The sequence below is a fragment of the Sphingobacterium zeae genome, from assembly GCF_030818895.1.
GTDB lineage: Bacteria > Bacteroidota > Bacteroidia > Sphingobacteriales > Sphingobacteriaceae > Sphingobacterium > Sphingobacterium zeae.
In genome coordinates this window covers 94,730-121,051 of the sequence record NZ_JAUTBA010000001.1, presented here as the reverse complement: position 1 = coordinate 121,051, position 26,322 = coordinate 94,730, and the positions used below count along the sequence as shown (strand labels likewise).

The following is a 26,322-nucleotide window of genomic DNA, read 5'->3' as shown; positions in this document are numbered from 1 at the left end:
CCCTCATCTCTTTTATCTTCGCACTTTAAAAGTAAGGGTTTCCGATTTCAAAAGCAAAGATTTGAGAAAAATACTGTTATAGAAATTCTATAAAAAAGGTCGGTTTTTTATTTTGCCAACGGACGCGGTATCGTCTCTATCAAATTACGTGTAACTGTCCTGCACCGCGTCCGATAACCTATTTCTTATTTTTTAACCGCTGTGACCTGAACCCATTCAGGTTCCCACAAAAGAGCTGATTTCGGTCGGACAGGGAGAGCTATGCGCTATGGTCACAGCTAAAAACTAAACACATGAAAGCCATTTATGAAGATCTCCTGCATCTCGACAGGCCATTCTATGAGATCCATGAAGACAGTTACGATCCATTGAAATGTATCGAAAACTTTTGGGATCATTATTCGCTAGTCACGATACGCGAAAACCTCTATGCATTGGATCTCAAATGCAAAACCCTTGGCGAAGCTACCGAAAGCAAATTAGAGGCTCTACAGCAAACGTTGTTTTTGTCGGATATTTTGCGCGCGCTAATAGCCTATTTCCTGACGCATAGCCGCCATTTAGATACAACCCAAGTAAAACTGTCGACACTGGACCTGAATATGGAGGAAATCAGACTGACCAAAAAAATCAACGATTTTCTTCAATCCATTAACCAACCAAAACCTTAAGATGATGAAAACAATACTATATAATTTACACAAGGCTTTTAAAAGCAAACGAGCACGAGCGACGCTGCTGTGTTTGGTTTCTATGTTTAGTTTATCTGCTCAGACGCCCCGCAAGGACAGCGGGGCCAATGGGTCTAATACCGTGGAGCCGGTACTCGTCGGAAATAAATTACCTCAAGATTTCTGGTCCCGAAAAGTGAAAATCTATAATCAAGGGGACACAGCATTCGTAGAACTATCTAAGTACAAAGGCAAATCTTTTATTCTTGACTTTTGGTCTACTACCTGCCGCGCCTGTATCGCTGCTTTTCCAGACTTAGTCGAGCTAAAAAAGCAGTTCGGGAAGGAATTAAATATTTTGTTAGTAAACTCCTACGGTGAAAAAGATACTTATCAACGGATACACAATATGCCTAATGATATCCTTCGAACAAATGACCTTACCTCAATATATGCTGATGATTATTTGATTAAGCTGTTTCCGCACGATGTATACCCATTTTATGTTTGGGTAGATGCCAATGAAAGAATAGCGGCAATAACACTAAAAAGATTGATTGGTCGGGTATCTGTTAACTCCTTTCTAAAGAATTATTATCGCTATGACACGAATAATTAGCTCCATCTTGGCAACTCTTTGTTGCTTTACTGTATTTGCTCAGGGTAGGTACAGTGGGAAGGTTATCGACCAGCATATGCATCCAATTGCTGACGCGAATATTAAATTGGTGGGATCTGCATCAATTTATCGAACTGATTCATTGGGTAAGTTTGAAATAAGCAGTATAGTTACTCCACTTACAGTCTCCGTGTCAGCAATCGGCTTTGAAACCCAAAAGGTCAGCTGGAGTAGTTATAGTGCAAACTTGATAATTTCGATGCAGACCAAAGAAAATAAACTGAATGAAGTGCAGGTCAACACGGGATATCAGATTATGCCGAAAGAACGGGCCACAGGTAGCTTCGGGGTGGTATCGAATAAAGACTTTAATAAAATCCCGAGCAGAGGGATCTTGGACCGTATAGAAGGTAAAGTTTCCGGATTGCAGTTTGATAGAAGGAGCGGAAAATCGGTGCTTAATATACGGGGGATAAACACCTTTTCTGAAATAGCGGCCCAGCCCCTCATCGTAGTCGATAATTTCCCTTACGATGGTACATTGGATGATCTTAATCCTAATGATGTGGAATCTGTCTCCGTATTGAAGGATGCGGCAGCATCCAGTATATGGGGATCTCGAGCAGGAAATGGCGTGATCGTCGTGACAACCAAAAAGGGAAAGGTGGGCGGTAAGCCTACTATCAATTTCACAGCGACAACAATGGTCAGCAGCAAGCCTGACCTATTCTATAACAAAGTGATCAATAGTAAGGATTTTATCGAAGTCGAGCGTTTTCTGTTTGATAATAAGTATTACGAAGATGCATATAATAGCGCCTATAACCAGACGACGATATTTTCGCCTGTCGTGGATATGTTGTATGCCAATAAAGCGGGGATCTTGTCTGATAATGATCTGAATACTAATTTGAAAGAATTGGAAGGGCATGATTACCGAAATGACCTGATGAAATATGTTTATCAAGCTGCGGTCAATCAGCAGTACTTTTTGGATATATCCACAAGTAATGCAACCAATAGAAACCGCTATTCGGTTGGTTATGATCGGGGTATAGGGGATACGAAAGGGGCAAATAATGACCGGTTAACCTTGCGGGCCATAAACAGCTGGCAATTGGGGCAAAAGTTATCCATAGAGAACACGCTTTCTCTGATCAATGGTCGAGACCGAATTTTCTCTTCAACGCCACGTTATCCTATGGTGCCCGGTGGTGGAAAGAATACGTTATACCCTTATGCTTCATTGGCTGATGCGGAAGGAAACTTCCTGTCGATCCCAAGATTTTATAATTCATCTTTTCTTGAAAGGGCAAATGCCGACGGTCTATTGGACTGGAACTACCGACCTTTAGCTGATCGGGATAACTCGACTTACAAGTCCTGGAATCGGCACCTTTATTTAAATTTTAACTTGCATTATGACATCCTACCGTTCTTAAAGGCTGATTTGATTTATGGTTATGAGAATAGTAATACCAAATCAGAATCGCTTTCCGGAGAGGATTCTTTTGAGGTGCGGGATTTGATCAATAAGTATACGCGAATTGTCGATGGGGCAAAGCTGTACGATTTTCCATTTGGAGCTATATTGCGCAATGCTCACAATGAGATGCAATCGCATCGTGGAAGGGTACAAGTGAGTTTCAACAAGTCTTTTGGGGGCGACCATGTCTTGAATGCACTGATCGGTACAGAGCTGTATACCAGAAATGCCGACCAGCGCTCTTCGGGATCTTATGGTTACAATGCCGAAGTTCTCAGCCGCAAAAGCATGGATTATAATGCTATCTATCAGCTCTACGGTGGGCTCGGCTACGGGTTTATGACGCCCTTGGATTCGTATGCAGGAACATTGTCGAGAACCGTTTCCATGTATTTTAATGGCTTATACGAATACAAGGGGAAATACGGGCTTTCTTTTTCTGCGCGAAAGGATGCCGCGAATTCCTTCGGGACGAATGTCAACAGCCAGTGGAATCCACTATGGTCGGCAGGCCTTTCTTGGCAGATAGCAAAGGAAAAATTTATGAAAGAGACCGATTGGATAGATTATCTTAAACTGCGGTCAACCTTCGGTTACGGTGGTGTACAACCTTATGGGGCACTCAATAAAACTGTGATCGGCTACGTCGGTAATTCAAATTACAGCAATTTGCCTTATGCTCTGATTGGAAGCCCGCCAAACCCGGGACTCAAATGGGAAACGGTACGTACCTTAAATTTCGGAATGGACTTTTCAATCTATGGTGGAAAATTAATGGCCAATATAGATTATTACCGGAAGAAGTCTTTTGACCTGCTTTCTGATGATCCCTTTGATCCGACTTCGGGTTATTCGCTGTTGACAAAAAATGTAGGTAAAATAGCAACCCATGGGATCGATTTAACGCTCGCATCAAGCGTTAGGTTTGGAAAAGGTTATTGGCAATCTTCCATTAATTTTTCCTATAGCAAAAATAAAGTGACTGATTATAGAGGGACAATCGGAGCGACAAACCTGTATCTGGATGGTGGGAGGACGCTTATGCCGTTATTGGGTAAATCTCTGTACCCAGTTTTCTCTTATAAATCCGCTGGGCTGGATCCCGTCAATGGCGATCCGAGGGGATATAAAAATAGCGAAATATCGAAAGATTATCAGGCGCTGACGACAGATTCACTGCAATACCTAAATTATCATGGCACTGCCTTACCTCCAATATACGGAGCATGGAATAATACCATAGGTTATGGCAAGTTTTACCTAGATTTTAGTCTACTCTTTAAATTTGGCCACTATTTTAAGAAGAAATCCATTGTCTATGGTAGTCTATTTGACTCCTGGGATGGGCATGCTGATTTTGCTAAAAGATGGCAGCAACCGGGGGACGAATTGGCGACAGCAGTTCCATCGATGCAATACCCCAACGATAGTTATCGCGATCTTTTTTATCAGCATTCTTCCAATAATATCGTCAAAGGTGATCTCATTAGGTTGCAAAATATTAGACTCGGCTACAACTTTGGCCTAAACGACAAAAAGATCAAAGGCCAACTTTACATTGGAGCAAATAACGTGGGATTGATCTGGCGAAAAAATAAGGAAAATCTCGATCCTGATTATTTGGATTTGCCTGCTCCGCGCATAATTTCAGTTGGTGGGAATATTAATTTTTAATACTTGTGTCATGAAAAAATATATTTACAAACTACTCATAGTAAGCCTATTTTGTATGGCTTCCTGTACTAAATTTCTAGAGGATAAAACAAATAAAACAAGCACAGTGCCATCCACATTGGAGGATATGCAGGCACTTCTTGATGCAGGTAATCAGCTCAATTTGGGGAGTTACCCTTTTTTGCTCGAAGCTTGTACAGATGATTTTTTCGTTTCGGATGCGGGTTACAATAGGCTTTACAATTTTGAACAACAGGTGTATACATTTCAAAATCCGGCGCTCTATGGAACAATTGAAAACATGGTTGTGTGGCGCAACGCGTATAAGGCTATTGCTGTAACAAATACGGTGCTGGATGGACTTCCTGATATTAAAATTTTGAAAGGACTTGATCCTTCTAACATCAAAGGACAGGCGCTTTTTCATCGGGCATTGATGCATTTTACTCTTTTGCAGCTATATGCTGCGCCTTTTGATCAGAAAGGTGATAATAATGGGGCTGGCATACCGCTCAAGTTGACTGCTGATATCAATGACAAAACCAAGCGGTCAACAGTTGGGGAATGTTATGGTTCGGTTATTGAAGATTTGGAACAAGCGAGTGACTTGCTGCCACATGAACTGGGTATACTGACAAGACCCAACCGGATTTCAGCCTTTGCTGCACTTTCACGCGTGTATTTGGCGATGGAAGATTATGTGCAAGCAAAAAATTATGCGGATAAGGTATTGGGCAGTTATAAGACTTTGATGGATCTCAATACAATGAATGTCGATGCAGCTTATCCTTATCCAGCGATGAATGCTGAAACGTTATTTTTTGCATACTCAAACGGCTCGACCATGTTTATTGGGAGTCGAGGGTCGTACTTGACAATGGATTTACTTCAACTATATGAAGCGCATGACTTGCGACTTCGGGCAAACTATAAAAAAGGAACAGATGGCTTCTCTACATTTAAAGGGCAGTATATGGGAACGGGGGCAGGGCTCTTTTTTGTAGGTATGACGACTTCTGAAGTATTATTAAATGCCGCTGAATGTAACGCACGATTGGGAAATGTTACCAGCGCATTGGAACAGTTAAATTATCTGTTGCAAAATCGGATTGAGAAGCAATTCTTTGTGCCTGTAACAGAAACTAACTCAGAAGCTTTGTTGAAAATAATAATTAGGGAGCGGCGTAAAGAGTTGGTTCGTAGAGGGCTAAGGTGGTCGGATTTGAGACGGTTGAATAAAGACGAACGTTTTAAAAAGGAAATTGTCCGTGAGGTAACCGTTGACGGTAAAACTGAACAATTCAAACTCTTGCCCAATAGCAGCGGTTACATTTTTAATATTCCAGCTGAGGTTAAAAATATGACCAATATGGAATAATCGTAAGAAAATAGCGAAGGATAGTTCCCTCGCTACTTTCTTTGAGCTATAGCTTGAATTAAAACGGCCTGAAATCAGTGACAGTTTCATTCGGTGTTTTACTACTGTTGGCAGTGCTGATGCGAAGGGCGATCGTTGTTGGGGTAGATGATCCCGGCGGGGTAACCAGCGCCGTCATATCGGGTTGTGATGGATTTGATGGATTTGCAGGTGCATTGATCTGGCAGATGGTCTCGCTTAGTGTTCCGCATTCATCACTTGGTCCCAGGCTGTATTTGCTGGGATCCGTAGGAGAGTCTGAGGATGTGCCATGGTATGACCACACCTGATTCGCCGCTACTGTATTTACTTCTTTCTCTCCTTTAACTTCTTTTTCACTTTTAATACTTTGCGCATTCGCGCTGAATGAAATTCCTAACGCCATCACACCAATACTCATGGTGCTGATGAATCTTTTTGCAATTTTTTTCATTTTTTTATGTGTTTAAGTTTATCCTTGTCGCTTATCCTTATTATCCTCCTGGATCGGCCGTGGAGTTGTTTTCTGTTGTCTTATACCAAAGTTACTGCAGTGATCAGCTTAAGATGTATGACTTTTGGGGAGCTCGTTGTATGGTTTTTTGGCGATGGCGCCCGGTCTCTTCTTTGAGGTTGTATTTCTATTAGTGAATGGTAGCGCTCATTTTTGGGACGAGAGGTCTAATTTCAGGGGCGAATGCCATATATGGGGTGATGGATAGGGATGTTTGTTTATTTATAAGCGCTCGGGCAGATGCCCGTCTGTTTCCGAAAAAAAGCTGAAAAATTCTGCTGGGACCCATAGCCGCAATAGTTTGAAACTTCCTTGACCGAATGCCCTGCAAGAAGTAGATCTTTTGCTTTTTGAATTATAAGCGTGTTCCAGGTCTGTCTGGGAGTCTCACCATAGACGGTTTTGTACAACTTATCCAATTTACTAATGTCAATCTGTAGCTGGTCGGCAATAACCTGTATGGAACAAGTGCTAAAAGTCTGCGTTACCTGATCCCTAATCATTCTCTTGGCCCTTTCGGCCAGGAACTGATCGGGATCTATCTTTTCATAGTGTTCAAAATTTTTGTAAATGGCGATATCAAATAGGTCATAGACAAGTTTTACAGCCATAGCTTCATTGTCTTTATGATAATTGAAAAAATGCTCTTCAATTCTAGATAGCTGATAGCTTGTCTTTTCTTTGATTGGCCATGCTGCACTTTGATATAGTCGTTTCTTGTCGCGGAGATGTGCTGTACTGAATTTGAATAGAAAATGGTCTTCTTTAAATATGGGTGACCGGATATATCCTATATCGACCAGAACACCGTAGATCAAATATTCTCCCTGCACCAGAAGCGTTTGCATCTTCCCTTTGGGGATGTAGGCATAAGTATCATATCCAGCAGGCAGCTGCAGGTGACTATTATTTGCTGCATGTTCTATTTTAATGGTCGAAACGGAATGTCTATTATACAGCAGATGATAATCGGATTTATTGGTTTGCACGGACAAATGAAATGTTCTTTGCACCTGAGCCTGCACGCGATAAAATATGACGCTATGATAATCAATGTATTCTTCTATCAATTGGATGTTCGCATCCTCATAGCGCTGTAGTTGGGAATCGGGCAACTTAGGTGAAAAGGCTTTTACTTGCCTGGTAAATTGGGTCACCTGGGGCAATATAAAATGAAAAGTTTTGATCATTGGATATACGGTCAATCAGGTTTTATAAAGGGCTCAATCCATGTTTATAAAAGTAATATCGAGGTTTGAGAAGTAGCTAAAAAAATGATAGATGACGTATTTGTGAGGAAATCATGCACCAAATTAGGGATATCTGACCTGTTCTCTTGTTCTTTATGCCATCACTGTCAATTTGCTTTCTATTTTTGTAACCTATCATTCTTTTTCTTTTTTTGAAGGATTTCAGCCACATTTGATCGTTAGCTCATACAATTTTAGTGCATACACAGCCAGCGGGAGTGGCCTGACCCGTATCGTTGCAGGCCGGTATTTAATTCAAATCAACATGAACGAGAATATGCAGACAAGTGATCAGATCGTCAATCTAGGGTTGACTTTGTCTCAGATGATGCAGCTATTTCCGGAAATGGGGGATGTCGTTGACAATGAAAAATGTTGATGCTGTTGACTGATTGAACAAGAACCTAAATTTTTTTTAAACCACAATTTAAATGAACAATAACCAATTGACCAAACCTTTTTGGTTTGCCAACGTATGGAATTTTTTTCCGGAGTTTACTGTCGAAGATCTTGAACTGAATTACCTGAGATGGAGCGCTTACCGACAGTCTTTTGCCAAGATGCTGCACCCCGTCCACCTGGACCAAATGCTGGATGCCACGTGTCTTGAAAGGCTTCCAACTGATCTTAGCGGGATTGTCATCTCTTTCCATTATGGCCCATACCGTCTGATACCGCGCTATCTGCTTGCGGCAGGCTATAAAATTACTGTACTCGCTTCGCCTAATATTATTAAAGAGGAACAAAAAGAGACTGAACAGCTGCTGCAGTATAACAATCTCGAAGCAGACAGCCTGCGCTATATCTATGCTTCAAGACGTACAGTGCTGAAAAATATACTTTCGGCCCTAAATGAAAACCGTTTGGTTTTGGTATACCTTGACGCGGACGAACGGGCAAATCGCTTGGCTGTCAAAGAGCCCCGGGCCCTGTTAAAGGTCCCCGTTGCAGCTAGTAGACTGTATTTCCACGCGAGTATAACACAGTTTGCCTTCCGGTTCCAATTACCCCTCTCTTTTCTACTGATGGAAAAAAACAAGAACAATGGCCTGTGGAATCTGGCTTTATCAAAGAGGCTGCGCTGTAAAAGAGGGGAGCAACCCAACGGGTTTATGAAGAGGTTTAAGGGACAATTAAACAAGGTGATCACTGGGATCGTTATGAAGGATTGGGCGGCATGGGAAAACTGGCCCTTGATTCATATTTATCATCCGGATGTTGAGGATAGAACGGTCGTTTTACAAGATGCACTGAGGTGGGTAATGCCTATATATGTACAAGAGCGTGCTTTCTTTTTCGACGTGAAAAACCGGGAATTTTTCGAACTAAAAAACGAGAAATTTGCTGAAAGGGTAAAAAGTATAAAATCAAGTAAATGAGGTGCTGTATAATTTCTTGATAAGGATGATGTTTCCTTTTAGCGAAATATTATTTTTAATTAATTTATTATTTATGTTTTGTTTTTTGTAATTTAAGTGTTCAAAGTACATTAATTATAGGGGAAAAATAATTTCGCCAACATTTTAAAGAGGATATCATGGAAGATAGACGGACCAAAATAACCCAGTTTTTCACGCGTAGATACATCTTATTTTTTATCGGAACAGGATTCTTGGTGCTGCTGCTGCTCAAAATGAATATTCATGTATGGCATCGATTGACCATGCGACATCTATTGGCCTTGACCGGACCCTACCTGTTTTCATTTACGCTCTATTGGCTTGCCATAAAAGTATTCCAAATGAGCGGTTTATATGGCAAGCTGCTCGTGGTCTTGTTGACTGGTGGTTGGTACTACCTGAGTATGGACTTTTGGGTCTATTATACCTATTCATGGCTCCCAGCGCATAGTATTTCTTTTATCGGTAAACTGACCGATTACCATTTGATGAAATTTCATGATCGTATAGCGATAGGCAATTTATTGGCACTGGAAACAGCCTTGCTTGTACATATCGTTTATAAATATTGTTCCTTTCGGCTAAGATTTCAATTGCTCACAATGGAATTGGAGGTCGGCAGGCTGGCAGGACGTCTTTCTAAGCACTTTGTGAAAGAATGGATCAAGATCGCGCAGCAGAATAAATTGCTGAACCGAAACGATACACTGGAACTATTCCGATATATCATCGCAGTGACAGCAAACCGAAAAGTCAAAGTAGCTATTGCTGAAGAATGGAAGCAGCTCAAGGTGATGGCCTCGTGTTTTACGGACCGCCTCATGCTATTTAAAGGGGAAGAAGTGCTCCTTGCGACCGATTGGAGCCGCTCTATCATTGCTGCATCGATGCTCTCGTGGTTTGAAAATGCGCTGAACTACAGTCCGCCGGGAACACAGGGCCAAATTATCATGGAATGGACCCGGATAAATGGTCAGTTGCATTTCCAGATGATCAATCATGTCTGCGGAAAGCGCTCGGAAGGGCATACAGGGGAGGGCAATAAGTTGCTTCGGGAACTATTTGCTGCGGTATTGCCCGGAGCCTATCGGATTGAATATCGGGAACAACATTCCATTTTCAGTGTCCAGCTAACGCTGCTCCACAACTACCGGAAAGCGATTTAACGGAGTATTTTAAAAAATAATAGCGTATGCCAATAATCCCTATTCTTATCGTTGAAGATTTTCGACCTGATGCTGAGAAACTAAAAGCTCTTTTAGAAAAAACAGATTTGGATCTGCTAATTGATGTGGCGGATAATAAAAAAGATGCGTTGCGAAAAATCCACTCAGGCAAGTATGATGTACTCTTTATGGATATTGTGCTGAATCGGAGCGCTGAGGATACTGTGCTCAATGGAATGGATCTTTATGAGTCTATTGATGTGAAGAGAAGACCCGAGGTTGTATTTGTGACGGAGCATGAAGCGTTTTCGCTGCGCTCTTATCGTTTGGATGCGGCGGACTTTATGCCCAAACCGGCTACATTTGCGATGGTCTGTAGAGCGCTAGAAAATGCTTTTCGACGTTTGGCTGTTCCGATCAATCTCACGTTTAGGCCACAACCTGAATTTGCCTTTATCGAAATGTCTGATAAAATGTGTCAAAGAGTACAGTTCAGTGATATTTATTTTGTGCAGAAAGTGAAAGGGGACAATGAACTGGCTTTTTTCGAAAGAAATATGCGATTGGATGGGTTTGGCAAACCAGTGCCGAGAAAGGCAAAAAAGACCATAAAAGAAATTGTCGATTTTCTACCGGCAACCGAATTTGTTCAGGTGGATCAATCGACCCTAGTCAATATGAACTTTATTGTTTCCTTTTTGAAGAATAAAATTGTGATGAGTGAGGGTCCTCAGCGCTCGTTTGCCGTGACCCGTAGCTATATCAAGGAACTTCGGCAGAAGCTGCACGTGTTTGAATGAGCAGACGGATAAGTAGGGAGGGATGAATTAAACTGAATTAATAAACCGAATGATAGTTTAAATTAACAAAGATTATGGAAAAATTTTTTGAAGAAGTTCGATCCGAATTACGCGCGCTCGTACAGGCTGTGCAGGTAATCGCCACGGAAGCGCAGCATTTAAGCCAAAACCTGGCCGATAGCGCTGTGGAAATATTGGATAATACCGATCTTAAGGCATTGCTGCATATACGGGATACTAAATTGGGGCAAATCAAAGCCCAGCTCCCGATTTACAATCTCGACGGCAAAGATTATTACTTTAAAAATGAGATTGCAGCTCACATCAGGGCAAACCCTAAAAAGCAGAAATAGCAAAGGAGATCTAATTGCCCGGATTTTATATGGACCGGATCTGGGCAATTATGTGCTTCACCCTAGCCTCGCACAAGAAACATACTACAACAACTAAACGATGACCCTTTCTAAGCCCTTGTTAAGCACAAGGATAACATAAGCCAGGGGCATCTCGCCGCCACATACCGTTGGATTCATCTGTTTAACCGTTTTTAAACATTTTCCGTCAGATTTAACCGTATTTCCCCGCATCTGTTTGACGCTATTGACATCGCTTGATTTCGAGTGCATATTTGTATCGTCAAGGCAATGATGGGCGCCCTTCGTTTTGACATTAGACAGATTATTTAACATTTAGAAACAAACGTAATGGCAAAATCAAAAGGTAATATCGTCATGGAGGGAGCATCGGGGACAGTAGGCAAAATGCTCGTATTCCGGCAACGTGGCAATCAGACAATCATTGCCCGCAGACCGACTTTTCAAAATAAGAAAGCACCCACAATTAAACAGCTTGCTGTACAGAATCGCTTTATTGATGCATCGTTGTACGCCCGTACGGCGATACAGGATCCTGACCTAAAGGCGGCCTATCAGGCCAAGGCAAATATTAATCAGACAGCCTATAATGTAGCCTTTAAAGATTACTTTACGGCACCGGTCATTCGTCGTTGGGACGATAGTAGTTATCAAGGTAACGAAACGGATCAGATCTTGTTTATGGTGAAGGATGTGATGAAGGTGGTGAAAGTAGAGGTCGGAATTTTCGATGCAAATGACTTGGAGCTGGAAGTAGGGATGGCGCAGGACATGGACGGACAAGGGATATCGTGGATGTACCAGGTGCAGGCCGATAATCCGAATTTCGAAAATGCGAAGTACCGGGTTACACTGACGGATACGCCCGGGCATGAATATACGTATGAATTAGTATATGGCAATCCGTAAGGTATGGAGCTGACACTAAAACGTTTTCGGCAGGGGAATAATAGTACCCTGTCCGAACTCTACATCGACGGAACCTTCCAGTGTTATGGTCTTGAGGACACCGTGCGCGATGTAAAGATAAAAGGTCGGACAGCTATTCCCGCGGGAACCTACAAACTCGGGATCAACAGGAACGGCGGGATGAATACCGCTTACAAAAAGCGTTTTCCGGATATGCACGAAGGTATGATCGAAATTAGGGCTATCCCCAATTTCAGTCTCGTTTACATCCATATCGGCAATACGCATGACGATACGGAAGGCTGCCTGCTGGTCGGAACCTATTTTCATAAAAGTTATGACGACTGGGGAGTATATCAATCGGCCGAAGCGTATAAACAGTTGTATAGGACAATTATTGAACAGGTAAAAATTGGGCAGGTCATCTTAAAAATCGAGAATAAGTTTTCGCTATAGGGCTGACCAAGAACACGTAAGATCAATGAAAAAAATCGTAAATAAAATCGCAAAGGTCCTGCAGGTAATTCTGCTGGCACCTGTTAAATTGCCAAATAAGGCGTTGAATGTTGTTAAATATATCGCGCTAGGGCTTGGCATTGTGGAGTCCGTTCTAGAAAAAGATACGGACAGACCGGCGAATGAAAAGACAGCTGCTTCGGCAGATTTGCTGGACGGGAGCCGACAGGACGACGATCCGGATAAGGATAAAAAAGCGGTCAAACGGATCCGCAGGAAAGGAGGAGCCGATGCGCTGGAGTGATATTAAACTTTCTACCATTGGGGGAACCATTTGTGGGGTCTGGGCATCATTTTCAGTGGGCGGGCTACTGTACAGTGCATTGACAGCGCTTGTAGGGACACTAGCCAGCTTTTTGTTGAGCCGGTTGTTAAATCGTATGTTCAGGAAGAAATAGAATTTAGGCATCTGCATAAGCAGGTGCCTATGTCTTTAAAATCAGGTACCCTTACCTCATTTTGTAAATCGCTGTATTGGGAAATGATTGTATTAATTCATGAAGCTCATTCCTTAAAGAGTGACCAGAGGAAATTTTATCATAGTTCAAAATGACATTCGTCAGATTTGATGGCCAAGCGTACTTTGTTATCAAAATTCTATCAAACGCTTTTATTGAGGCAAAAAGGAGACTAAATTGATGCGCTAAGATTACCTGATACTTAAACCAGATCAATTTTCTTGTTTGAGGTTTTCGATTTCTTCGATCAGCTCGCCTGCTGTCTCTTGCTTTAATACCCGCATGACATAGATCTCATTGACAAAATTGACAATAGCGACCAAGATGGGTGTTGCAAATAGTAAGCCTAAGGGGCCTGTGAGTGTGCCCATTAGCAACTGAAAAAAGAGCACCATAGCAGGCGGTAAGGACAGCATTTTCTTTTGAACAAAAGGTGCGAATACTGCAGATTCTATAATTTGAACGCCAACAAAAATAGCGATAATATACAACGCCGTTGCGGGCCCATCCAGCAGACCGACCAATGCAGCTGGTACGAGTGCCAGAGTTGGACCTAAATTGGGAATGAAGGTCAACAGTCCTGCAATCAAGGCCAAAATTAACCAAAGGTCAATACCTAAAATAAGCAACGAAATCGCGGTAAGCGTAAAAATAAAGAGCATATCCAACAGCTGTACTTTTAGCCATATCTTCAGTTGCTCACCTACTTTATCTAACACCGTTTCGACGGTTTGCTTGTTTTGATCTGGAAAGAGGCTGAGGATGCCGATCATATATTCTCTGGGGGAGATCATAATAAATATGCCCAAAAATAGGAAAGCGTAAAGGTCTCCAAAAAAACCAAAGGTGCCACTGAACACCTGGGGCAAATGCTGAATGACGGTATTCACCTGATCTTCGGCACTGTCAATGTTGTCGATCAGATAAGAACCCCAGTTTGTATTGGCAAGGTAACGCTGTAAATTGTCAATCATTTCGGGTAATGTGGCAGCAAGTTCTTTATACTGGGTTACCGCAGTATTGCCAATAAAATAGGATATGCCACTACAGAAGACAATCACCCAAACGATAGCGAGCAACAGGGATATCTTGGTATGGCAGCCTGTCCATTGCCTTATTTTGTCAGAAATGGCATGAAAAAGTATAGAGAATAGTATTCCACCAAATAGCAAGAGTAACAACGTGGTTGCTTTGACGAATAGAACGGTCATCATCAAAAAAAGTAACACAACGATACACACCGCTGCAGTTTTTTTGTAAATAGAAGTCATAGGCAATTTGAGCATAAAAATGAATTTGTTTTCTACGAAATACGGATGATTGAAAAAAAAGGGTGACCTCTACAGATAACATGCTACTGTTAGGATTTGTTTCAATAGATCGTAAAAGGCAGGGAGCTGCTTAAGAATTTTTAGCTTTTATTGCGCTATATTCGGGGGATTTCTGTCTCTCGCTATTGTGTGCTGATAGGGAATTTGCTGATATAAACGATCGCTGTATCTGTTGCAGTTGGATATCTGCGTTCATTGCCTTTAACACTCCACTCAAAACCTGTCCCTTCTGCGCCAATATAAAGCCGATTCTTCTTGTCGTGATAGATATAATTGAGTTGCCTACGGAAAGGAAAATCGATTAGCCGTTGGCCTTTATCAGTTACGCTTACCAGCTTATCGGGCTGCATTAACGGGCGTCCATATTCTTTGTCGACGATTTCATTGGGTTGGGCGATGATTTTGTAGGATTCACTTTCACTAATCTTTGTTTCCTTTCGATTGACCCGTACTTTATTATAAACGTCGTATCCATACTTGCCCTTTGCGCTCCAATTTTTGCCGTTGTCTAAAGAGAATAAATTCGGACTTGTCGAATTGTCCTGGAAATTACTTAACGCCATCAGTTCTCCCTGGTACATACTAAAGCTTGGTATGCCAAACCCAGCATCATGAACCATTTGCCATGATGCTCCTTTATCCGTAGTCATATAAATCTTGTACATGGTGGCTACGACCAATGTGTCGTCAATATTACCGTAGATAGCCGATGTCCCTCTGATCTGACCCGGAATGCTCAATTTTGTCCAATTAGGATCTTTGGTCTCCACATCGATAAGACTAGCCTGTTCAGAAGAGTGGTCCTTTTGGCAGGAAAAGAGAAGCAGGCCTAAGAAGCAAGGCAAAAGCAGTGGTTGCAGGTTATTTTTAAATTGCATGTTTTTTGCGATTTTAGTAAACAAGCTGTATAATTTTTAATGTTTTATAATTTTAAAGATAGTTATAATCGCCGAAAGTTATTATAGATGTGATAATTTATTTTAGTTTCTACTCGTCAACTTCAATATGAACATCCTTTTGAGAAAAGTAGATAACGTAAACAAGAGAAAGTCAAGCGGGAATAAGTACAATGCTACTTTTAAATTATAATGCTAAATATATTAGTTTTAGTTCTTGTTTTTTGCTATCTTAGTATTCTTAACCAGTTAATAAAAAATTATGAGTCTAAGATCACGGCGTGTAGACGACCCCCTGTGGAAATCTATCCTGGAGCAAACATTTTCGCATTTTTTACGATTTATTTTTCCGAATGCTGATGCTATTTTTGATTTGAGCAAATGACAACAGAAGTTATCGGCCGGAGGTCTTCACCCAGGAGTTTATGGGAACATCATTGCGCTACGACTTTAACAGTTACAAGATCCTCCATCAGGATGAGTCATTATTAAGAGCCAATGAGAACCCATTTTCTGTCATAGTCCTAACCGCACTTATGGCCATATTAAACAAGAAAGTGACCGATGAGGGATTGAAAGAAATAAAGCATAATCTCTATGATGAAATGATGAAAAGGGACATGGATAAAGGCACTCGCCAGGGGCTATATGATTATCATTGATTTAATTTTTTTTAATAGGAAATGATGCTGTTATGAGCTAAGCTCATAACGGTTTCTAACTTACTACGTAAGTTTTGATAATGAGGAAGTTTTGGGTATATTTCCTCAATAATTAGTTCTCAATGGCAGAGGAGAGATCGATAAATTGCTTCTTGTATGCAATTTATCTAAGTTTGAACAAGAGATAAAAACAAAAATAGGAAGGAGCAATACTATGGGCACTCAAGAATATTTATTAGATAAGGCTGAAAAAAAGGGAATTCAGAAAGGTAAGATTGAAGGTAAGATTGAAGGTAAGATTGAAATGCTTAAAGAGCTAGGTTTTACTATTGCTGAAATATGCCAAAAACTTGGTCTTTCCAATGGTGAGGTTGAGAAATATTTCAAAGGAGCATAGAAACTGTATTGGTATCCATCTTTCAGTTAGATCAGATGTAGGGCTTGAAAAAAGTAGATAGCGTAGGCATAGAGAAAGGGAATATGGAAGGAGGGCTAGAAAGCATCATCGAGATGCTTTCCAGCTTTGAAATAATTTAAATTTTTCCGTTAAAACGGTAGAAATATCGCTATACAGGGTTTCATCAAATAAAATATCATTTAGAAACTGATCTGTGGCGCTAAAATTCTGTTCATAAATCTGTTCAAACACTTCAGCCTGATTTAAAATCTCTAATATGATGGTGCGAATGTAAAGCGATACACGATTACCTTCAGGATCTTTTAGTATTCTATTTGTAGTAATATGATATAAAAAACTGGAGAGCTGATCCATATCTACCAGTTGATTTTTCCAAAGATGATTCTTAAGGTGATGTTCAACAAAATCCAAAATTGTTTCGGTATCTCCTTTTAGGGGCAACTGATATACATCCTCAGTAAGTTGTAGAAACCTGCTGTCAAATAACCATTTGATAATTGAAGTGTGTGCTCGCCTTAAAAAAGGAAAGTTCTCAAAATCATTCTTGCGATCATAGAAAACTCTACTTACAATTTCTGACTCTTGACGTATTGATATCCAGCTATTATAGGATAGCTGGTTTTTTGAACTTTTAGTATAGTTCAAAACAAGTTTTTTTTCTTCCTCTATGGACAATTTATAGCTCCAGGTGTCATCATTGACATGCACTGGCGGACCCATTACCATTTCTGTTTCCTCCCGAGATGCGCTCGGTGGAGGCAGTACATCCCAAAATTCTTTAGGTTTGGGATCAGGATGTTTATCAGAATGTTCTCTATGCGTAAAAATGATGCTGGATAAGTAAGCTTTAAATTTATAATTGTCGTTACGGGGACTAATTGGGGGTTGATAATGATCATTAGTAATATCGTAAGCAAACCAAAATGATATATTTAATGGTTTACAAATAATGCTTTTTGTCCCCTGATTGCTAGTGATTGTTTTTGGCAACTTTCCTAAACCATGACGTTCAAAAAACTGTACCAAAGAGGTGTCTGTTGAGGCTAACCCAACTAATTTGATTAACTCGCTCTGTTTAATTCCACTCATAAAAATATGTTTATATTTTTAAACAATCCATTATTTAACTTAAGAACTAAATTATTTGCAGCGGATACACGCATCATATCGAATCTGAAGACGTGCAAGCTCTTTATTTAATGAATACAATAATACAAAATGTCAAGTTCACCTGAGCTTGTAATCTATAATTGGTAAGGTTGAATTTGTATTTGGTATATCGCCAGCATTTTTCACGCGCATGCTAATAATATTGAGAATTTTGAAGGTTATACGTAAGCTGTTAAAACCATCTCCGAAACGGCGTGGCTTTAATTGAATTCAAGCTTCTGTAATTTATATTGCACATAGGGATTAAATGATTAACTTTAGGAAAACCAACAGCCTAGATATGAAACTTACATTACTTTCTTTTTTTTCTTTCTTCTTTTTATCTTTTGCTACGGCACAATTATCTACTGAAAAAACGCCGAAGGCCGATCCAAATGGCTGGATAACGCAGCAGTTGGCTAAAGCTAAAGTGAAAAAAAGTCTTACTTCGTATAAAAAGAATTTCTTTCAATTTGATACTGTGCGCATCATCGGATTTATCGAAGATTATAGTCCTGCATTAGAATTTACAAGTGGTATTATTTATAGCAGTAATGAGTTGACCCGTGAAGATTATCCTACCACTGTACAGATTTATCCGGATGGCCGTTTTGAAGCAAGTTATTTGGCGACCAACCCAGAGCTTGCTTATATTAGATTTAAAGATGACCGCTTTGATTTTTATATCGAACCCGGGCAAACACTAGCCTTAAGATTTAAAATGACTACAGATCAAAATGTAGAACTAATAGGTTATGAAGGTCCGCTTGCTGCTGATAATCAGCAGTTCAAAGATTTCAATTGGGGGAAGAATCCTCGCGCCTTTTATCAAGGTCTGGAAAAAATGTTGAAAGAAAGGTCGATTTCAGCAAACAAAAAGCTGGTTGTTGCGGAATGGGATTCGGTGCAAAATGATGTAAACAAGCGTTTGGCAAAATCCAACTTCTCCGTCAAGTTAAAAAATCTGATCCGAACGGATGTTTCACTTTATTATGCCGTTCAATTAATGGATATGGAAATGTATCGAAATAATTATTTAAGAAGCAATCCGACAAATAACTTCTTGCAAGAGCCACTACCTAATGATTATTTTGATTTTATAGCGCGCCTAGACCTTAATGATCCGGCTATTTTGACACAAAATGAATTTTCTACCTTTATCAACCGATTCGAGTATTCGACACTATTTAGTCGTGATGCATTAAATGGTCGACGCCCAAAAGACTTCTATTCTGTATTGGATTCGGCAAATCGAGAAACTAACCCTACTATAGCCAATACGTTGGTCTCAGAAGTTGCAAAACTACGTACATTAAAATCTGCATTAAATGGTGCTGCCGATGCCGCCGCGATAGCAAAGACTACTGATCAGTTGCGGGCCATATTGACGAACGAGGATCTACAAGGTGAAGCGCTCAGACTGGCAGACCGTGAATGGAAGTCCAGAAACGGCTATGTACTACCCCAAACCGATGCCGCCTCTGTTTTTAAAAAAATGATAGATAAGTATCGTGGTAAAGTCGTTGTTGTGGACTTTTGGGCACAGTGGTGCGGTCCCTGCCGATCGGGTATCGAATCAACGTAGGGGAAACGCCTAAAACTCAAAGATAATCCGAATGTGGCGTTTGTTTTTATAACAGATAGTGAAGGGACTCCAGATATGGAGTTTTATAAAGACTATATTGTTAAAAATAGCATGTTTGAATCTTATCGGGTTTCTGCCGATGAATATAGGGCATTACGCGAATTATTTAAATTTAACGGAATTCCGCGCTACGTACTCATGGATCCGGATGGCAGAATTAGAAATGATAATTTTCAAATGTATAACCTGACAACTGAACTTCCAAAAAATTATCCGCAGCTGTTTACGTATCAACAGATGCAAGGAATTGAATAATTCGAGAGGTTTGGAAAAATACCTTTAAATTTTTAGCAAAGAAATCCTTATTTAAAATATGATGATTAATTTTAAATAAGGATTTCTTTATTTAATTTTGTAAAGCCGAATTTTAATAAGTATTTATTCTATGCTGTTTTTTATTGTAAACTTAATCTAATGAAAGATTTCAAATCGGGAAATTATATCAATCAAGGCTATTATAAAAGTTTTCAGCCCACTGAACTTAATAAACAATGGCTATTGGATGATATGGAAATACAACAGTTGCTTTCAAATGCCGATCGGCAGATGGGACGCTTAGATATGTATTCTGAATACATTCCTAATATTGATTTGTTTATTAGCATGCATGTGGCTAAGGAAGCAACACAAAGCAGCAAGATTGAAGGGACACAAACCAATATAGAAGATGCTTTTTTAGATAAAGAAGATTTAGTAGTTGAACGTAGAGACGATTGGGTAGAAGTTCATAATTATATTGATGCAATGAACCATGCAATTAAAAAACTAAACGCATTGCCTTTTTCATCAAGATTAATTCGTGATACCCATCGAATTTTATTGCACAGTGTGCGTGGTGAGCATAAATTACCTGGCGAATTTCGAACAAGTCAAAATTGGATCGGTGGAGCGACTATCAACGATGCAACTTTTATACCACCAGTACATTCTTCTATTCCTGAATTAATGAATGATTTGGAGAAGTTCGCACATAATGAAGAATATTTTTTTCCTGATTTGTTGAAGGTTGCATTGATTCATTATCAATTTGAAACTATCCACCCTTTTCTTGATGGTAATGGCCGTGTAGGGCGTTTATTGATTACACTTTATTTAGTAGATAAAGGAATTCTTAAAAGGCCTATTTTATACCTCTCGGATTTTTTTGAACGAAACCGAGGGTTGTATTATGATAATTTAATGCGAGTTCGTACGCACAATGACATCAAGCAATGGTTGAAGTTTTTTCTAGTAGGCATCATAGAAACTGCAAAGAATGGAATTGCAACATTTGATGCAATTCTCAAATTAAAAAAGGAAAAAGAAGAAATAATTCAGAAAAATAGCACAAGAAGTCACCATATACTCAATATTTTAGACCACTTATATCAACGCCCAATCATTAACGCGCAACAGGTGTTAGAGTTTACTGGTGTATCTATGCCAACTGCCTACAAAATAATTGATGAAATGAAACAATATCATATCTTGAAAGAAATGACTGGAGGGAAAAGAGGGCAAATATTTATGTTTGATCCATATATTAAGTTATTTTAGTAGGAATATTGAAGATTAAATTCAATATAGTGTATAAAGATTTTTTAGTTTTTTTTAGAGTTTTCTTATTATAAAGGATAAAGCGTTTTGTTCAAATAACGGGAGTCACAATTGAAGTGTGAGTAATCGAAAAAATAAAGTGAAAGGTGCGAGAGAAATAGGGATGATTGAATCAAGGGTTTAGTGTAAAATTGAAGAGCCCAGCCTGTTTACTAAATCAGACTGGGCTCTATTCGTTTAAATCGATTCGTTGCGCTCTTTAATAACCTGGATTTTGTGTCAGACTATTGTTGCCGGCAATAGCCTGATTGGGTACGGGAAAACGATTCAGATGTGCCGAAGTGCTGGGATTATGATCCCACCATTTTTCTGTGGTGAATGCTTTCCATCGGATCAAATCGGTACGCCGGCGTCCTTCGCCTAAAAATTCAATACTCCATTCATCCAGAATACGGTATTTGTCGATGTTTGCAACTGTTACGGGATTCGGATCCTGCTCTTGCGCAAAATTTCGTTTTCGGACGGTATTGAATAGTGCTGCAGCTTTTTCCTTATTTCCTAACCTGAATTCACATTCGGCAAGCATATAGTATATTTCAGACAGTCTGATAATCGGCATATCTGCACCCCAACGCAAGGTATTGTTGGCAAGATTTGGGATCGGTACCTTCACCAAACGTATACCGGTGTTTTCCTCGCCTTCGGACATCTTTGAGGGCAGCTGGTCTATGGAACTGTATTTTTTTTCAGGCCCAACTTCTGAAAAGCGGCCGACTTGGTCTACAAAGTCCAGGGGCTTATCTTTATATTCTTCACCCCCAACAATGGCCTCGCCGCTAGGGGTCTTATGGGGGCCTACGATAAACATACCTTCGTATTGGTCTGTGCCGTGGTAGACATAGGGTGCTTTGCGGAGATCGCCTTGGTCGAAAGTTTCAAAAGGTGAACCTAGCTTAGTGTCTGCTGCGTAAAGGGAGCCGTTGGGTTTCTTGGATGGAGTTAGGTGGGCGCCATTGTTGCCGCCCATATCTTGTGCAAAGAACTGCCTGGTGTTGTAATGGTAGAAATCTGCATAAAACCAATTGTACTCCAGCATCTTGAATTCTGACGGCATAGACCAAATCATCTCGGGCGAATCATTGTTTTTAAATCCATGTACGCCGTTCCATTTGGTATCCAAGCTGTAGTCGCCATAAACTTTATTGACAATGTCCTGAGCCAACTTTTGGCTTTCTGCGTACATGGACTTCCCGATATAGGCCTCTGCATTGAAATAGAGCTGTGCCAGCATGGCTGCAGCGGCAGCTTGGCGGATAGCCCCCTCTTCTCTGTCGCCAGCCTTCTTTGCCGGTAGGTTCTCGATAGCGGCTTTGAGCAGCTTCTCGATATGGGCAAATAGCTCCTGATCGCTATTGCGCGGAAGGGATTCTTGATCTAGGGATTCGAAAATAGGCATACCGCCAAAATAATCCAGCCCGCGCAGATAGAAATAGGCGATCAAGGCATCCAGTTGGGCCAGGTCTGCTGCTTTACGTTCTTCCGTAAGTGTAAATTTGCTATAGTCCAGTTTGCTCAGGTCGCTCTTCGCATCAAGAGCCAAGGCAACACCCATCAGCGTGCCGCGCCAGCTGCCCCAGACCCAGTTGTCGTCCGCCGTCCAACGGTGGTAATGGTAGCGCTCATTCTCGCCCCCATTATACCAATGACGTCCTTTGGTGGTGATGGCAAAATTGTCGGCTGTGTATTCCTGCAAGCGCCAGCGGTCTTCGCCCATATACCATTTGGCATGGGTAAATGGTCTAAATAAGGCGGCTTTGATGTCTTTTTCACTTTTAAAAAAGGTGTCCGGTGTGACCGAACTATAGAATTCTTGATCCAATTTGGTGCATCCGGATAGCAGCAAGGCTACGGATAGGGTGGCTATGGAAATATATTTTTTCATGTTTGTCCTGCTAGCTTTAAAAATTTACTTGTAAACCCATCATAAAAGTCCGTGTCTTGGGATAGACATTGCGCTCTTCGAAGCCCGGTTCGAGACCATTGATATTGACTTCCGGATCTAGCCCCGTATAGTTTGTAAATACAAAGAGGTCGCGTGCGGTGGCATATATCCGCATGGACTTTAAGGGCTTGATCCAATTCTGGTTAAAGCGGTAACCGATGTTGAGTGCGTCAACCTTAAGAAAGGTGCCTTTCTCTAACCAGTAATCACTCAGCTCTTTTTCTCCCTTGATATTTTTATGTTTGTCGTAGGCTTCTTCCAAAACATTCTGACCTTTTACATTAGGTAGGCTATAGTACATGTTGATCATATTGAACAAATCGTGTCCGATCCAGCTGCGCATGTAGATACTGGCGTCCCAGTTTTTATAGCTGAACTGGTTGTTCCAGGAAAGCTGTAGTGTGGGAATGGCATTGCCGACAAACGACTTGTCACCTACTGTTTTATTCCGGTCGCGCACGTCAAATGCATTACCATCTTTATCGTATAGTTTCCAATAACCGTCGTCGGTAAATCCTGCAAATTTCCACAGGAAGAAGCGGCCAATGTCCTCGCCGGGATATAACCTCACCGCCGATCCTGGCGAGCCGGGAGCCGGAAAGTCCTTCCGGTCGGTAAAGGTCTGACTACCCCATAAGGTGTTGAGCCTGCTTTTATTATGCGAACCCACTAGGCTTGTTGTATAACTGAAATTTTCGTTGTCTACGGCTTTGAAGTTCAGTTCAAACTCGTACCCCGTATTTTGCATGCTGCCCACATTCATGGTTGTCCGATCGTGGATTGCTGGGGGCTGGGATACGCTGATGTCGAAAATCAGATCATCGATCTTACGTTTGTAGATATCAAAACGGCCACTTAAGCGATTGTTCAGTACAGAAAAGTCCAAGCCAAGGTTGTATTCTTTTTTGACCTCCCATTTGATATCTGGATTTTGGTTGTGCATCACACCGTATGTCCTGAACCATTTACCATCTTGCAGAAACCAGGTATCGGCACTATACATCCGTGTTGCCACTTTTGCATCAAAGCCTTCATTGCCTGTTTCGCCATAGCCTGCCCGGAGTTTTAGGTCGTTGATAAAACTAGCATCTTTGAGGAAGGGCTCCTGTGATATGCGCCAGCCTGCGGAAAGTCCGGGAAAGAATCCCCATCTGTTTTTCGGAGCAAATTTGCTCGATCCTTCGTATCGTGCTGTAGCAGTGAGGATATACCGATCTAGATAGGAATAGTTGACACGGCCAAAGAAAGCGGCAAGTTTGACCCATGGGTTTTTCCAGGATCCAAGACCTGCCCGTCCGTCTGGTAAATAGGTCCCTGTACCCATGTCGTTATCGGCAATACCATCCACGGGGAAATTTGAGTTTTCGGCAGAAAATCCTTGTCCATTGAAATCTTGGTAGCTGTAGCCTGCCACAGCGTTTAAAGAATGTTCGGCCCATAGGTTGGTGTAGTTGGCGGTCCACTCAAAGATGCGGTCATTGAACCGGCTGTAATATTGTTTGGCAAATCCATCCACATTATTCTCACGCGAAATACGGTGTTGCGCAGATCGGTAATAGTTGCCATGCTCGCTATTGTTTTTTACGCCGATCGTCGCACTGGTGGTCAGGTGTTCTGTCAGGTTTAATTTTAAGGTCGCATTAGCCAATAGGTATTTGAATTGCTTTTCATCGCTGCGTAGGCGCGCCTCAGCTACAGGATTCCAGGTGTCATATCCACCTTCCAATACGTTGTATCCGCTGACATCATTGGCATCGTAAGGCGTTTGGGTGGGATTGAGCACCAGCGCCATATTAAAAATATCATTGTTGTTAAAGATGTCTCCGTTAGATCCAAACGCTTTCACCTGGTTGTAGCTTACATTTGTATTTAACTCCGCAAAGCCGTCGAAAAATTTGAAGGCACTGTTGATTCGTCCACCGATTTCCTCACGTTTTGACGTGATCGCCATTCCTTTGGCGTCGCGTTTGGTAAACGTGGTATAAACATTGGCGTTTTCGGATCCGCCGCTGATGTTGGCGACCTGCCGATGGCTGAATGGATTGTTATTGGTAACTTCATCATACCAGTCTGTACGGTGTCCGAGATCCTTACCAAGACCATATTCGACAAATTTCTCTGCGGATAATACCTGTGGACGTTTGCGGATGGTTTCGACAAAGTATTCGGATGTAAAATTCACTTGCGCCTTGCCGACCTGAGGTCTTTTGGTGGTGATCAGGATGACACCACCGGAAGCACGTGTTCCGTAAATGGCTGCAGCCGAGGTATCCCGAAGTACGTTGATGGTTTCAATATCCTCTTTGGCGACTGAGTTGATATCGCCGCCGGGCACACCATCAATAACCACCAGGGGACCTTGTGAGGCATTGACTGAATTGACCCCACGCAATTGAAGTGAGATGCCCGCATTGGGATCCGTGCCGTTGTTGGAAAGTACACTGAGGCCGGGTACTTTTCCCTGAATCGCTAAGAGCGGTGATACAGCCCCCGCGACCATGTCTTTCTGCTTGATGCTCGATACGGCGCTGGTCAACTCTTTTTTTTCCAAAGTACCGTAGCCTACAACAACAGCCTCTTCGAGTTGCTGCGTGTCTGACTGCAGTTGTACATGTACACTGGAGGTGCCATTATAGGTAATTTCCCTGGAGGTAAAGCCGATCATCCGGATGATAAGAATGGCATTTTTCTCCACATTGGTCAGTGTAAATCCACCGTTGGCGTCGGTGGACGTACTGGTGGTGCTGTTAATAATCTTGTCGAGAATGCTATTCGCCCTGTTGCCCTGGGACGAAAAAACTATCTCTTTGCAGGCAGCCATGAAGCAGCACAGCGGGCTGCAATGATCTACTCGTTCTTTGCTATCTGCAAAAAGCACGAGGTAAATCCGTTCCAGTGGTTAAAGAACACGCTGGAAAACATCATGTCTATAAACCATAAAAACTTAAAGGAACTTTATCCACAGAACTTCAAAAAATCAACTGACATGTAGTTAGTCGGGCGGATACTTTGTCCCCTGATTGCTAGTGATTGTTTTTGGCAACTTTCCTAAACCATGACGTTCAAAAAACTGTACCAAAGAGGTGTCTGTTGAGGCTAACCCAACTAATTTGATTAACTCGCTCTGTTTAATTCCACTCATAAAAATATGTTTATATTTTTAAACAATCCATTATTTAACTTAAGAACTAAATTATTTGCAGCGGATACACGCATCATATCGAATCTGAAGACGTGCAAGCTCTTTATTTAATGAATACAATAATACAAAATGTCAAGTTCACCTGAGCTTGTAATCTATAATTGGTAAGGTTGAATTTGTATTTGGTATATCGCCAGCATTTTTCAAGCGCATGCAAATAATATTAAAGAATCTTAAAGGTTATAAGGAATTTGTTAAAGCCATTTCCGAAAAGGAGTGGCTTTTTCGATGCTCTGATTTATTGGGGT

24 protein-coding genes and 2 pseudogenes are annotated in these 26,322 nt (G+C 41.2%); 17 read left to right on the top strand and 9 right to left on the bottom strand.

All coding sequences use genetic code 11. From position 1 onward, the window contains the following. The first annotated feature begins 293 nt into the window (after positions 1 to 293). Genes QE382_RS00460 through QE382_RS00445 form a run of 4 tightly spaced genes read left to right on the top strand, consistent with a single transcriptional unit; the run spans position 294 to position 5,828 of the window. Entirely contained in the window at positions 294 to 671 is a 378-nt protein-coding gene (locus tag QE382_RS00460) for a hypothetical protein (RefSeq protein WP_307184243.1), read from the top strand. A gap of 1 nt (position 672) precedes the next feature. Then, positions 673 to 1,290: a TlpA family protein disulfide reductase gene (locus QE382_RS00455; protein WP_307184242.1), complete on the top strand. Its 618-nt coding sequence runs from the start codon at positions 673 to 675 to the stop codon at positions 1,288 to 1,290. After that, on the top strand, positions 1,274 to 4,450 hold the full coding sequence (locus QE382_RS00450; protein ID WP_307184241.1) for a SusC/RagA family TonB-linked outer membrane protein: 3,177 nt from the start codon (positions 1,274 to 1,276) through the stop codon (positions 4,448 to 4,450). Before QE382_RS00455 ends, QE382_RS00450 begins: the two co-directional genes overlap by 17 nt. 10 nt (positions 4,451 to 4,460) lie before the next feature. Then, the gene (locus QE382_RS00445) at positions 4,461 to 5,828 is read left to right on the top strand and encodes a RagB/SusD family nutrient uptake outer membrane protein (RefSeq protein ID WP_307184240.1); all 1,368 of its coding nucleotides are present in this window, start codon (positions 4,461 to 4,463) and stop codon (positions 5,826 to 5,828) included. A 58-nt stretch (positions 5,829 to 5,886) separates the two neighbouring features. Here the strand turns inward: QE382_RS00445 and QE382_RS00440 are convergent, their stop codons facing one another. Further along, positions 5,887 to 6,300 (bottom strand): hypothetical protein, encoded by a 414-nt coding sequence (locus QE382_RS00440; RefSeq protein ID WP_307184239.1) that lies wholly within the window; start codon positions 6,298 to 6,300, stop codon positions 5,887 to 5,889. A gap of 278 nt (positions 6,301 to 6,578) precedes the next feature. Continuing rightward, positions 6,579 to 7,550 (bottom strand): helix-turn-helix domain-containing protein, encoded by a 972-nt coding sequence (locus QE382_RS00435; protein WP_307184238.1) that lies wholly within the window; start codon positions 7,548 to 7,550, stop codon positions 6,579 to 6,581. A gap of 491 nt (positions 7,551 to 8,041) precedes the next feature. On the opposite strand from QE382_RS00435, the gene QE382_RS00430 reads away from it, so the two are divergent. The 4 genes from QE382_RS00430 to QE382_RS00415 all read left to right on the top strand — a co-directional run bounded on the left by QE382_RS00430 (position 8,042) and on the right by QE382_RS00415 (position 11,329). Then, on the top strand, positions 8,042 to 8,989 hold the full coding sequence (locus QE382_RS00430) for a hypothetical protein (protein WP_307184237.1): 948 nt from the start codon (positions 8,042 to 8,044) through the stop codon (positions 8,987 to 8,989). Between the two features lie 158 nt (positions 8,990 to 9,147). Continuing rightward, positions 9,148 to 10,176 carry a hypothetical protein gene (locus QE382_RS00425; RefSeq protein WP_307184236.1) on the top strand — a complete coding sequence of 343 codons (1,029 nt, stop codon included), beginning with the start codon at positions 9,148 to 9,150 and terminating at the stop codon, positions 10,174 to 10,176. A 26-nt stretch (positions 10,177 to 10,202) separates the two neighbouring features. Next, positions 10,203 to 10,976: a LytR/AlgR family response regulator transcription factor gene (locus QE382_RS00420; RefSeq protein ID WP_307184235.1), complete on the top strand. Its 774-nt coding sequence runs from the start codon at positions 10,203 to 10,205 to the stop codon at positions 10,974 to 10,976. Between the two features lie 74 nt (positions 10,977 to 11,050). Beyond that, complete coding sequence (locus QE382_RS00415) at positions 11,051 to 11,329, top strand: hypothetical protein (protein WP_115045852.1); 279 nt, start codon at positions 11,051 to 11,053, stop codon at positions 11,327 to 11,329. Positions 11,330 to 11,422: 93 nt separating this feature from the next. Here the strand turns inward: QE382_RS00415 and QE382_RS00410 are convergent, their stop codons facing one another. Beyond that, positions 11,423 to 11,602 (bottom strand): hypothetical protein, encoded by a 180-nt coding sequence (locus tag QE382_RS00410; protein ID WP_209579325.1) that lies wholly within the window; start codon positions 11,600 to 11,602, stop codon positions 11,423 to 11,425. A 78-nt stretch (positions 11,603 to 11,680) separates the two neighbouring features. On the opposite strand from QE382_RS00410, the gene QE382_RS00405 reads away from it, so the two are divergent. Genes QE382_RS00405 through QE382_RS00395 form a run of 3 tightly spaced genes read left to right on the top strand, consistent with a single transcriptional unit; the run spans position 11,681 to position 13,019 of the window. After that, positions 11,681 to 12,259, top strand: coding sequence for a hypothetical protein (locus tag QE382_RS00405; protein ID WP_307184234.1), 579 nt, complete (start codon positions 11,681 to 11,683; stop codon positions 12,257 to 12,259). 3 nt (positions 12,260 to 12,262) lie between these two features. Then, complete coding sequence (locus QE382_RS00400) at positions 12,263 to 12,715, top strand: DUF5675 family protein (protein WP_307184233.1); 453 nt, start codon at positions 12,263 to 12,265, stop codon at positions 12,713 to 12,715. Between the two features lie 25 nt (positions 12,716 to 12,740). Next, the gene (locus QE382_RS00395; RefSeq protein ID WP_307184232.1) at positions 12,741 to 13,019 is read left to right on the top strand and encodes a hypothetical protein; all 279 of its coding nucleotides are present in this window, start codon (positions 12,741 to 12,743) and stop codon (positions 13,017 to 13,019) included. 426 nt (positions 13,020 to 13,445) lie between these two features. On the opposite strand, the gene QE382_RS00390 is transcribed toward QE382_RS00395, so the two are convergent. Together QE382_RS00390 and QE382_RS00385 are read right to left on the bottom strand one after the other, a co-directional pair. Next, complete coding sequence (locus QE382_RS00390; protein ID WP_307184231.1) at positions 13,446 to 14,519, bottom strand: AI-2E family transporter; 1,074 nt, start codon at positions 14,517 to 14,519, stop codon at positions 13,446 to 13,448. A gap of 167 nt (positions 14,520 to 14,686) precedes the next feature. Continuing rightward, a complete protein-coding gene (locus QE382_RS00385) occupies positions 14,687 to 15,442 on the bottom strand; it encodes a beta propeller repeat protein (protein WP_307184230.1) in 756 nt (251 codons plus the stop codon). A gap of 443 nt (positions 15,443 to 15,885) precedes the next feature. Here QE382_RS00385 and QE382_RS00380 point away from each other — a divergent pair, with 443 nt between their 5' ends. After that, a complete protein-coding gene (locus QE382_RS00380; RefSeq protein ID WP_307184229.1) occupies positions 15,886 to 16,122 on the top strand; it encodes a hypothetical protein in 237 nt (78 codons plus the stop codon). 214 nt (positions 16,123 to 16,336) lie between these two features. After that, positions 16,337 to 16,519, top strand: a complete 183-nt coding sequence (locus QE382_RS00375) for a hypothetical protein (RefSeq protein ID WP_307184228.1) — start codon at positions 16,337 to 16,339, stop codon at positions 16,517 to 16,519. A gap of 105 nt (positions 16,520 to 16,624) precedes the next feature. Here QE382_RS00375 and QE382_RS00370 read toward each other — a convergent pair whose 3' ends face one another. Further along, positions 16,625 to 17,629 carry a hypothetical protein gene (locus QE382_RS00370; protein WP_307184227.1) on the bottom strand — a complete coding sequence of 335 codons (1,005 nt, stop codon included), beginning with the start codon at positions 17,627 to 17,629 and terminating at the stop codon, positions 16,625 to 16,627. 361 nt (positions 17,630 to 17,990) lie between these two features. Here QE382_RS00370 and QE382_RS00365 point away from each other — a divergent pair, with 361 nt between their 5' ends. The 3 genes and pseudogenes from QE382_RS00365 (at position 17,991) to QE382_RS00355 (ending at position 20,870) form a co-directional block, all read left to right on the top strand. Then, the gene (locus QE382_RS00365; protein ID WP_307184226.1) at positions 17,991 to 19,274 is read left to right on the top strand and encodes a TlpA family protein disulfide reductase; all 1,284 of its coding nucleotides are present in this window, start codon (positions 17,991 to 17,993) and stop codon (positions 19,272 to 19,274) included. Between the two features lie 24 nt (positions 19,275 to 19,298). Further along, positions 19,299 to 19,589, top strand: a pseudogene (locus tag QE382_RS00360) (TlpA family protein disulfide reductase); the annotation flags it as partial. A 159-nt stretch (positions 19,590 to 19,748) separates the two neighbouring features. Then, positions 19,749 to 20,870 (top strand): Fic family protein, encoded by a 1,122-nt coding sequence (locus tag QE382_RS00355; RefSeq protein ID WP_307184225.1) that lies wholly within the window; start codon positions 19,749 to 19,751, stop codon positions 20,868 to 20,870. A 259-nt stretch (positions 20,871 to 21,129) separates the two neighbouring features. Here QE382_RS00355 and QE382_RS00350 read toward each other — a convergent pair whose 3' ends face one another. Both QE382_RS00350 and QE382_RS00345 read right to left on the bottom strand, forming a co-directional pair. Next, positions 21,130 to 22,812: a RagB/SusD family nutrient uptake outer membrane protein gene (locus tag QE382_RS00350; protein ID WP_307184224.1), complete on the bottom strand. Its 1,683-nt coding sequence runs from the start codon at positions 22,810 to 22,812 to the stop codon at positions 21,130 to 21,132. 16 nt (positions 22,813 to 22,828) lie between these two features. Then, entirely contained in the window at positions 22,829 to 25,693 is a 2,865-nt protein-coding gene (locus QE382_RS00345) for a SusC/RagA family TonB-linked outer membrane protein (protein ID WP_307184223.1), read from the bottom strand. Between QE382_RS00345 and QE382_RS00340 the strand changes: the two are divergent. Then, positions 25,622 to 25,864 (top strand): annotated as a pseudogene (locus QE382_RS00340) (IS66 family transposase); the annotation flags it as partial. The gene QE382_RS00345 and the pseudogene QE382_RS00340 sit on opposite strands and share 72 nt — an antisense overlap. On the opposite strand, the gene QE382_RS00335 reads toward QE382_RS00340, so the two are convergent. Beyond that, entirely contained in the window at positions 25,865 to 26,014 is a 150-nt protein-coding gene (locus tag QE382_RS00335) for a hypothetical protein (protein ID WP_307184222.1), read from the bottom strand. Between the last annotated feature and the right edge of the window lie 308 nt (positions 26,015 to 26,322).

Bases quoted from the DNA above. Each gene is read 5' to 3' on its own strand.
- QE382_RS00380 (WP_307184229.1), top strand. From the start codon at position 15,886: ATGGGAACATCATTGCGCTACGACTTTAACAGTTACAAGATCCTCCAT.
- QE382_RS00355 (WP_307184225.1), top strand. From the start codon at position 19,749: ATGAAAGATTTCAAATCGGGAAATTATATCAATCAAGGCTATTATAAA.
- QE382_RS00395 (WP_307184232.1), top strand. From the start codon at position 12,741: ATGAAAAAAATCGTAAATAAAATCGCAAAGGTCCTGCAGGTAATTCTG.
- QE382_RS00385 (WP_307184230.1), bottom strand. From the start codon at position 15,442: ATGCAATTTAAAAATAACCTGCAACCACTGCTTTTGCCTTGCTTCTTA.
- QE382_RS00460 (WP_307184243.1), top strand. From the start codon at position 294: ATGAAAGCCATTTATGAAGATCTCCTGCATCTCGACAGGCCATTCTAT.
- QE382_RS00345 (WP_307184223.1), bottom strand. From the start codon at position 25,693: ATGGCTGCCTGCAAAGAGATAGTTTTTTCGTCCCAGGGCAACAGGGCG.
- QE382_RS00405 (WP_307184234.1), top strand. From the start codon at position 11,681: ATGGCAAAATCAAAAGGTAATATCGTCATGGAGGGAGCATCGGGGACA.
- QE382_RS00440 (WP_307184239.1), bottom strand. From the start codon at position 6,300: ATGAAAAAAATTGCAAAAAGATTCATCAGCACCATGAGTATTGGTGTG.
- QE382_RS00390 (WP_307184231.1), bottom strand. From the start codon at position 14,519: ATGCTCAAATTGCCTATGACTTCTATTTACAAAAAAACTGCAGCGGTG.
- QE382_RS00365 (WP_307184226.1), top strand. From the start codon at position 17,991: ATGAAACTTACATTACTTTCTTTTTTTTCTTTCTTCTTTTTATCTTTT.
- QE382_RS00450 (WP_307184241.1), top strand. From the start codon at position 1,274: ATGACACGAATAATTAGCTCCATCTTGGCAACTCTTTGTTGCTTTACT.
- QE382_RS00430 (WP_307184237.1), top strand. From the start codon at position 8,042: ATGAACAATAACCAATTGACCAAACCTTTTTGGTTTGCCAACGTATGG.
- QE382_RS00415 (WP_115045852.1), top strand. From the start codon at position 11,051: ATGGAAAAATTTTTTGAAGAAGTTCGATCCGAATTACGCGCGCTCGTA.
- QE382_RS00455 (WP_307184242.1), top strand. From the start codon at position 673: ATGATGAAAACAATACTATATAATTTACACAAGGCTTTTAAAAGCAAA.
- QE382_RS00445 (WP_307184240.1), top strand. From the start codon at position 4,461: ATGAAAAAATATATTTACAAACTACTCATAGTAAGCCTATTTTGTATG.
- QE382_RS00425 (WP_307184236.1), top strand. From the start codon at position 9,148: ATGGAAGATAGACGGACCAAAATAACCCAGTTTTTCACGCGTAGATAC.
- QE382_RS00410 (WP_209579325.1), bottom strand. From the start codon at position 11,602: ATGCACTCGAAATCAAGCGATGTCAATAGCGTCAAACAGATGCGGGGA.
- QE382_RS00370 (WP_307184227.1), bottom strand. From the start codon at position 17,629: ATGAGTGGAATTAAACAGAGCGAGTTAATCAAATTAGTTGGGTTAGCC.
- QE382_RS00335 (WP_307184222.1), bottom strand. From the start codon at position 26,014: ATGAGTGGAATTAAACAGAGCGAGTTAATCAAATTAGTTGGGTTAGCC.
- QE382_RS00420 (WP_307184235.1), top strand. From the start codon at position 10,203: ATGCCAATAATCCCTATTCTTATCGTTGAAGATTTTCGACCTGATGCT.
- QE382_RS00435 (WP_307184238.1), bottom strand. From the start codon at position 7,550: ATGATCAAAACTTTTCATTTTATATTGCCCCAGGTGACCCAATTTACC.
- QE382_RS00375 (WP_307184228.1), top strand. From the start codon at position 16,337: ATGGGCACTCAAGAATATTTATTAGATAAGGCTGAAAAAAAGGGAATT.
- QE382_RS00350 (WP_307184224.1), bottom strand. From the start codon at position 22,812: ATGAAAAAATATATTTCCATAGCCACCCTATCCGTAGCCTTGCTGCTA.
- QE382_RS00400 (WP_307184233.1), top strand. From the start codon at position 12,263: ATGGAGCTGACACTAAAACGTTTTCGGCAGGGGAATAATAGTACCCTG.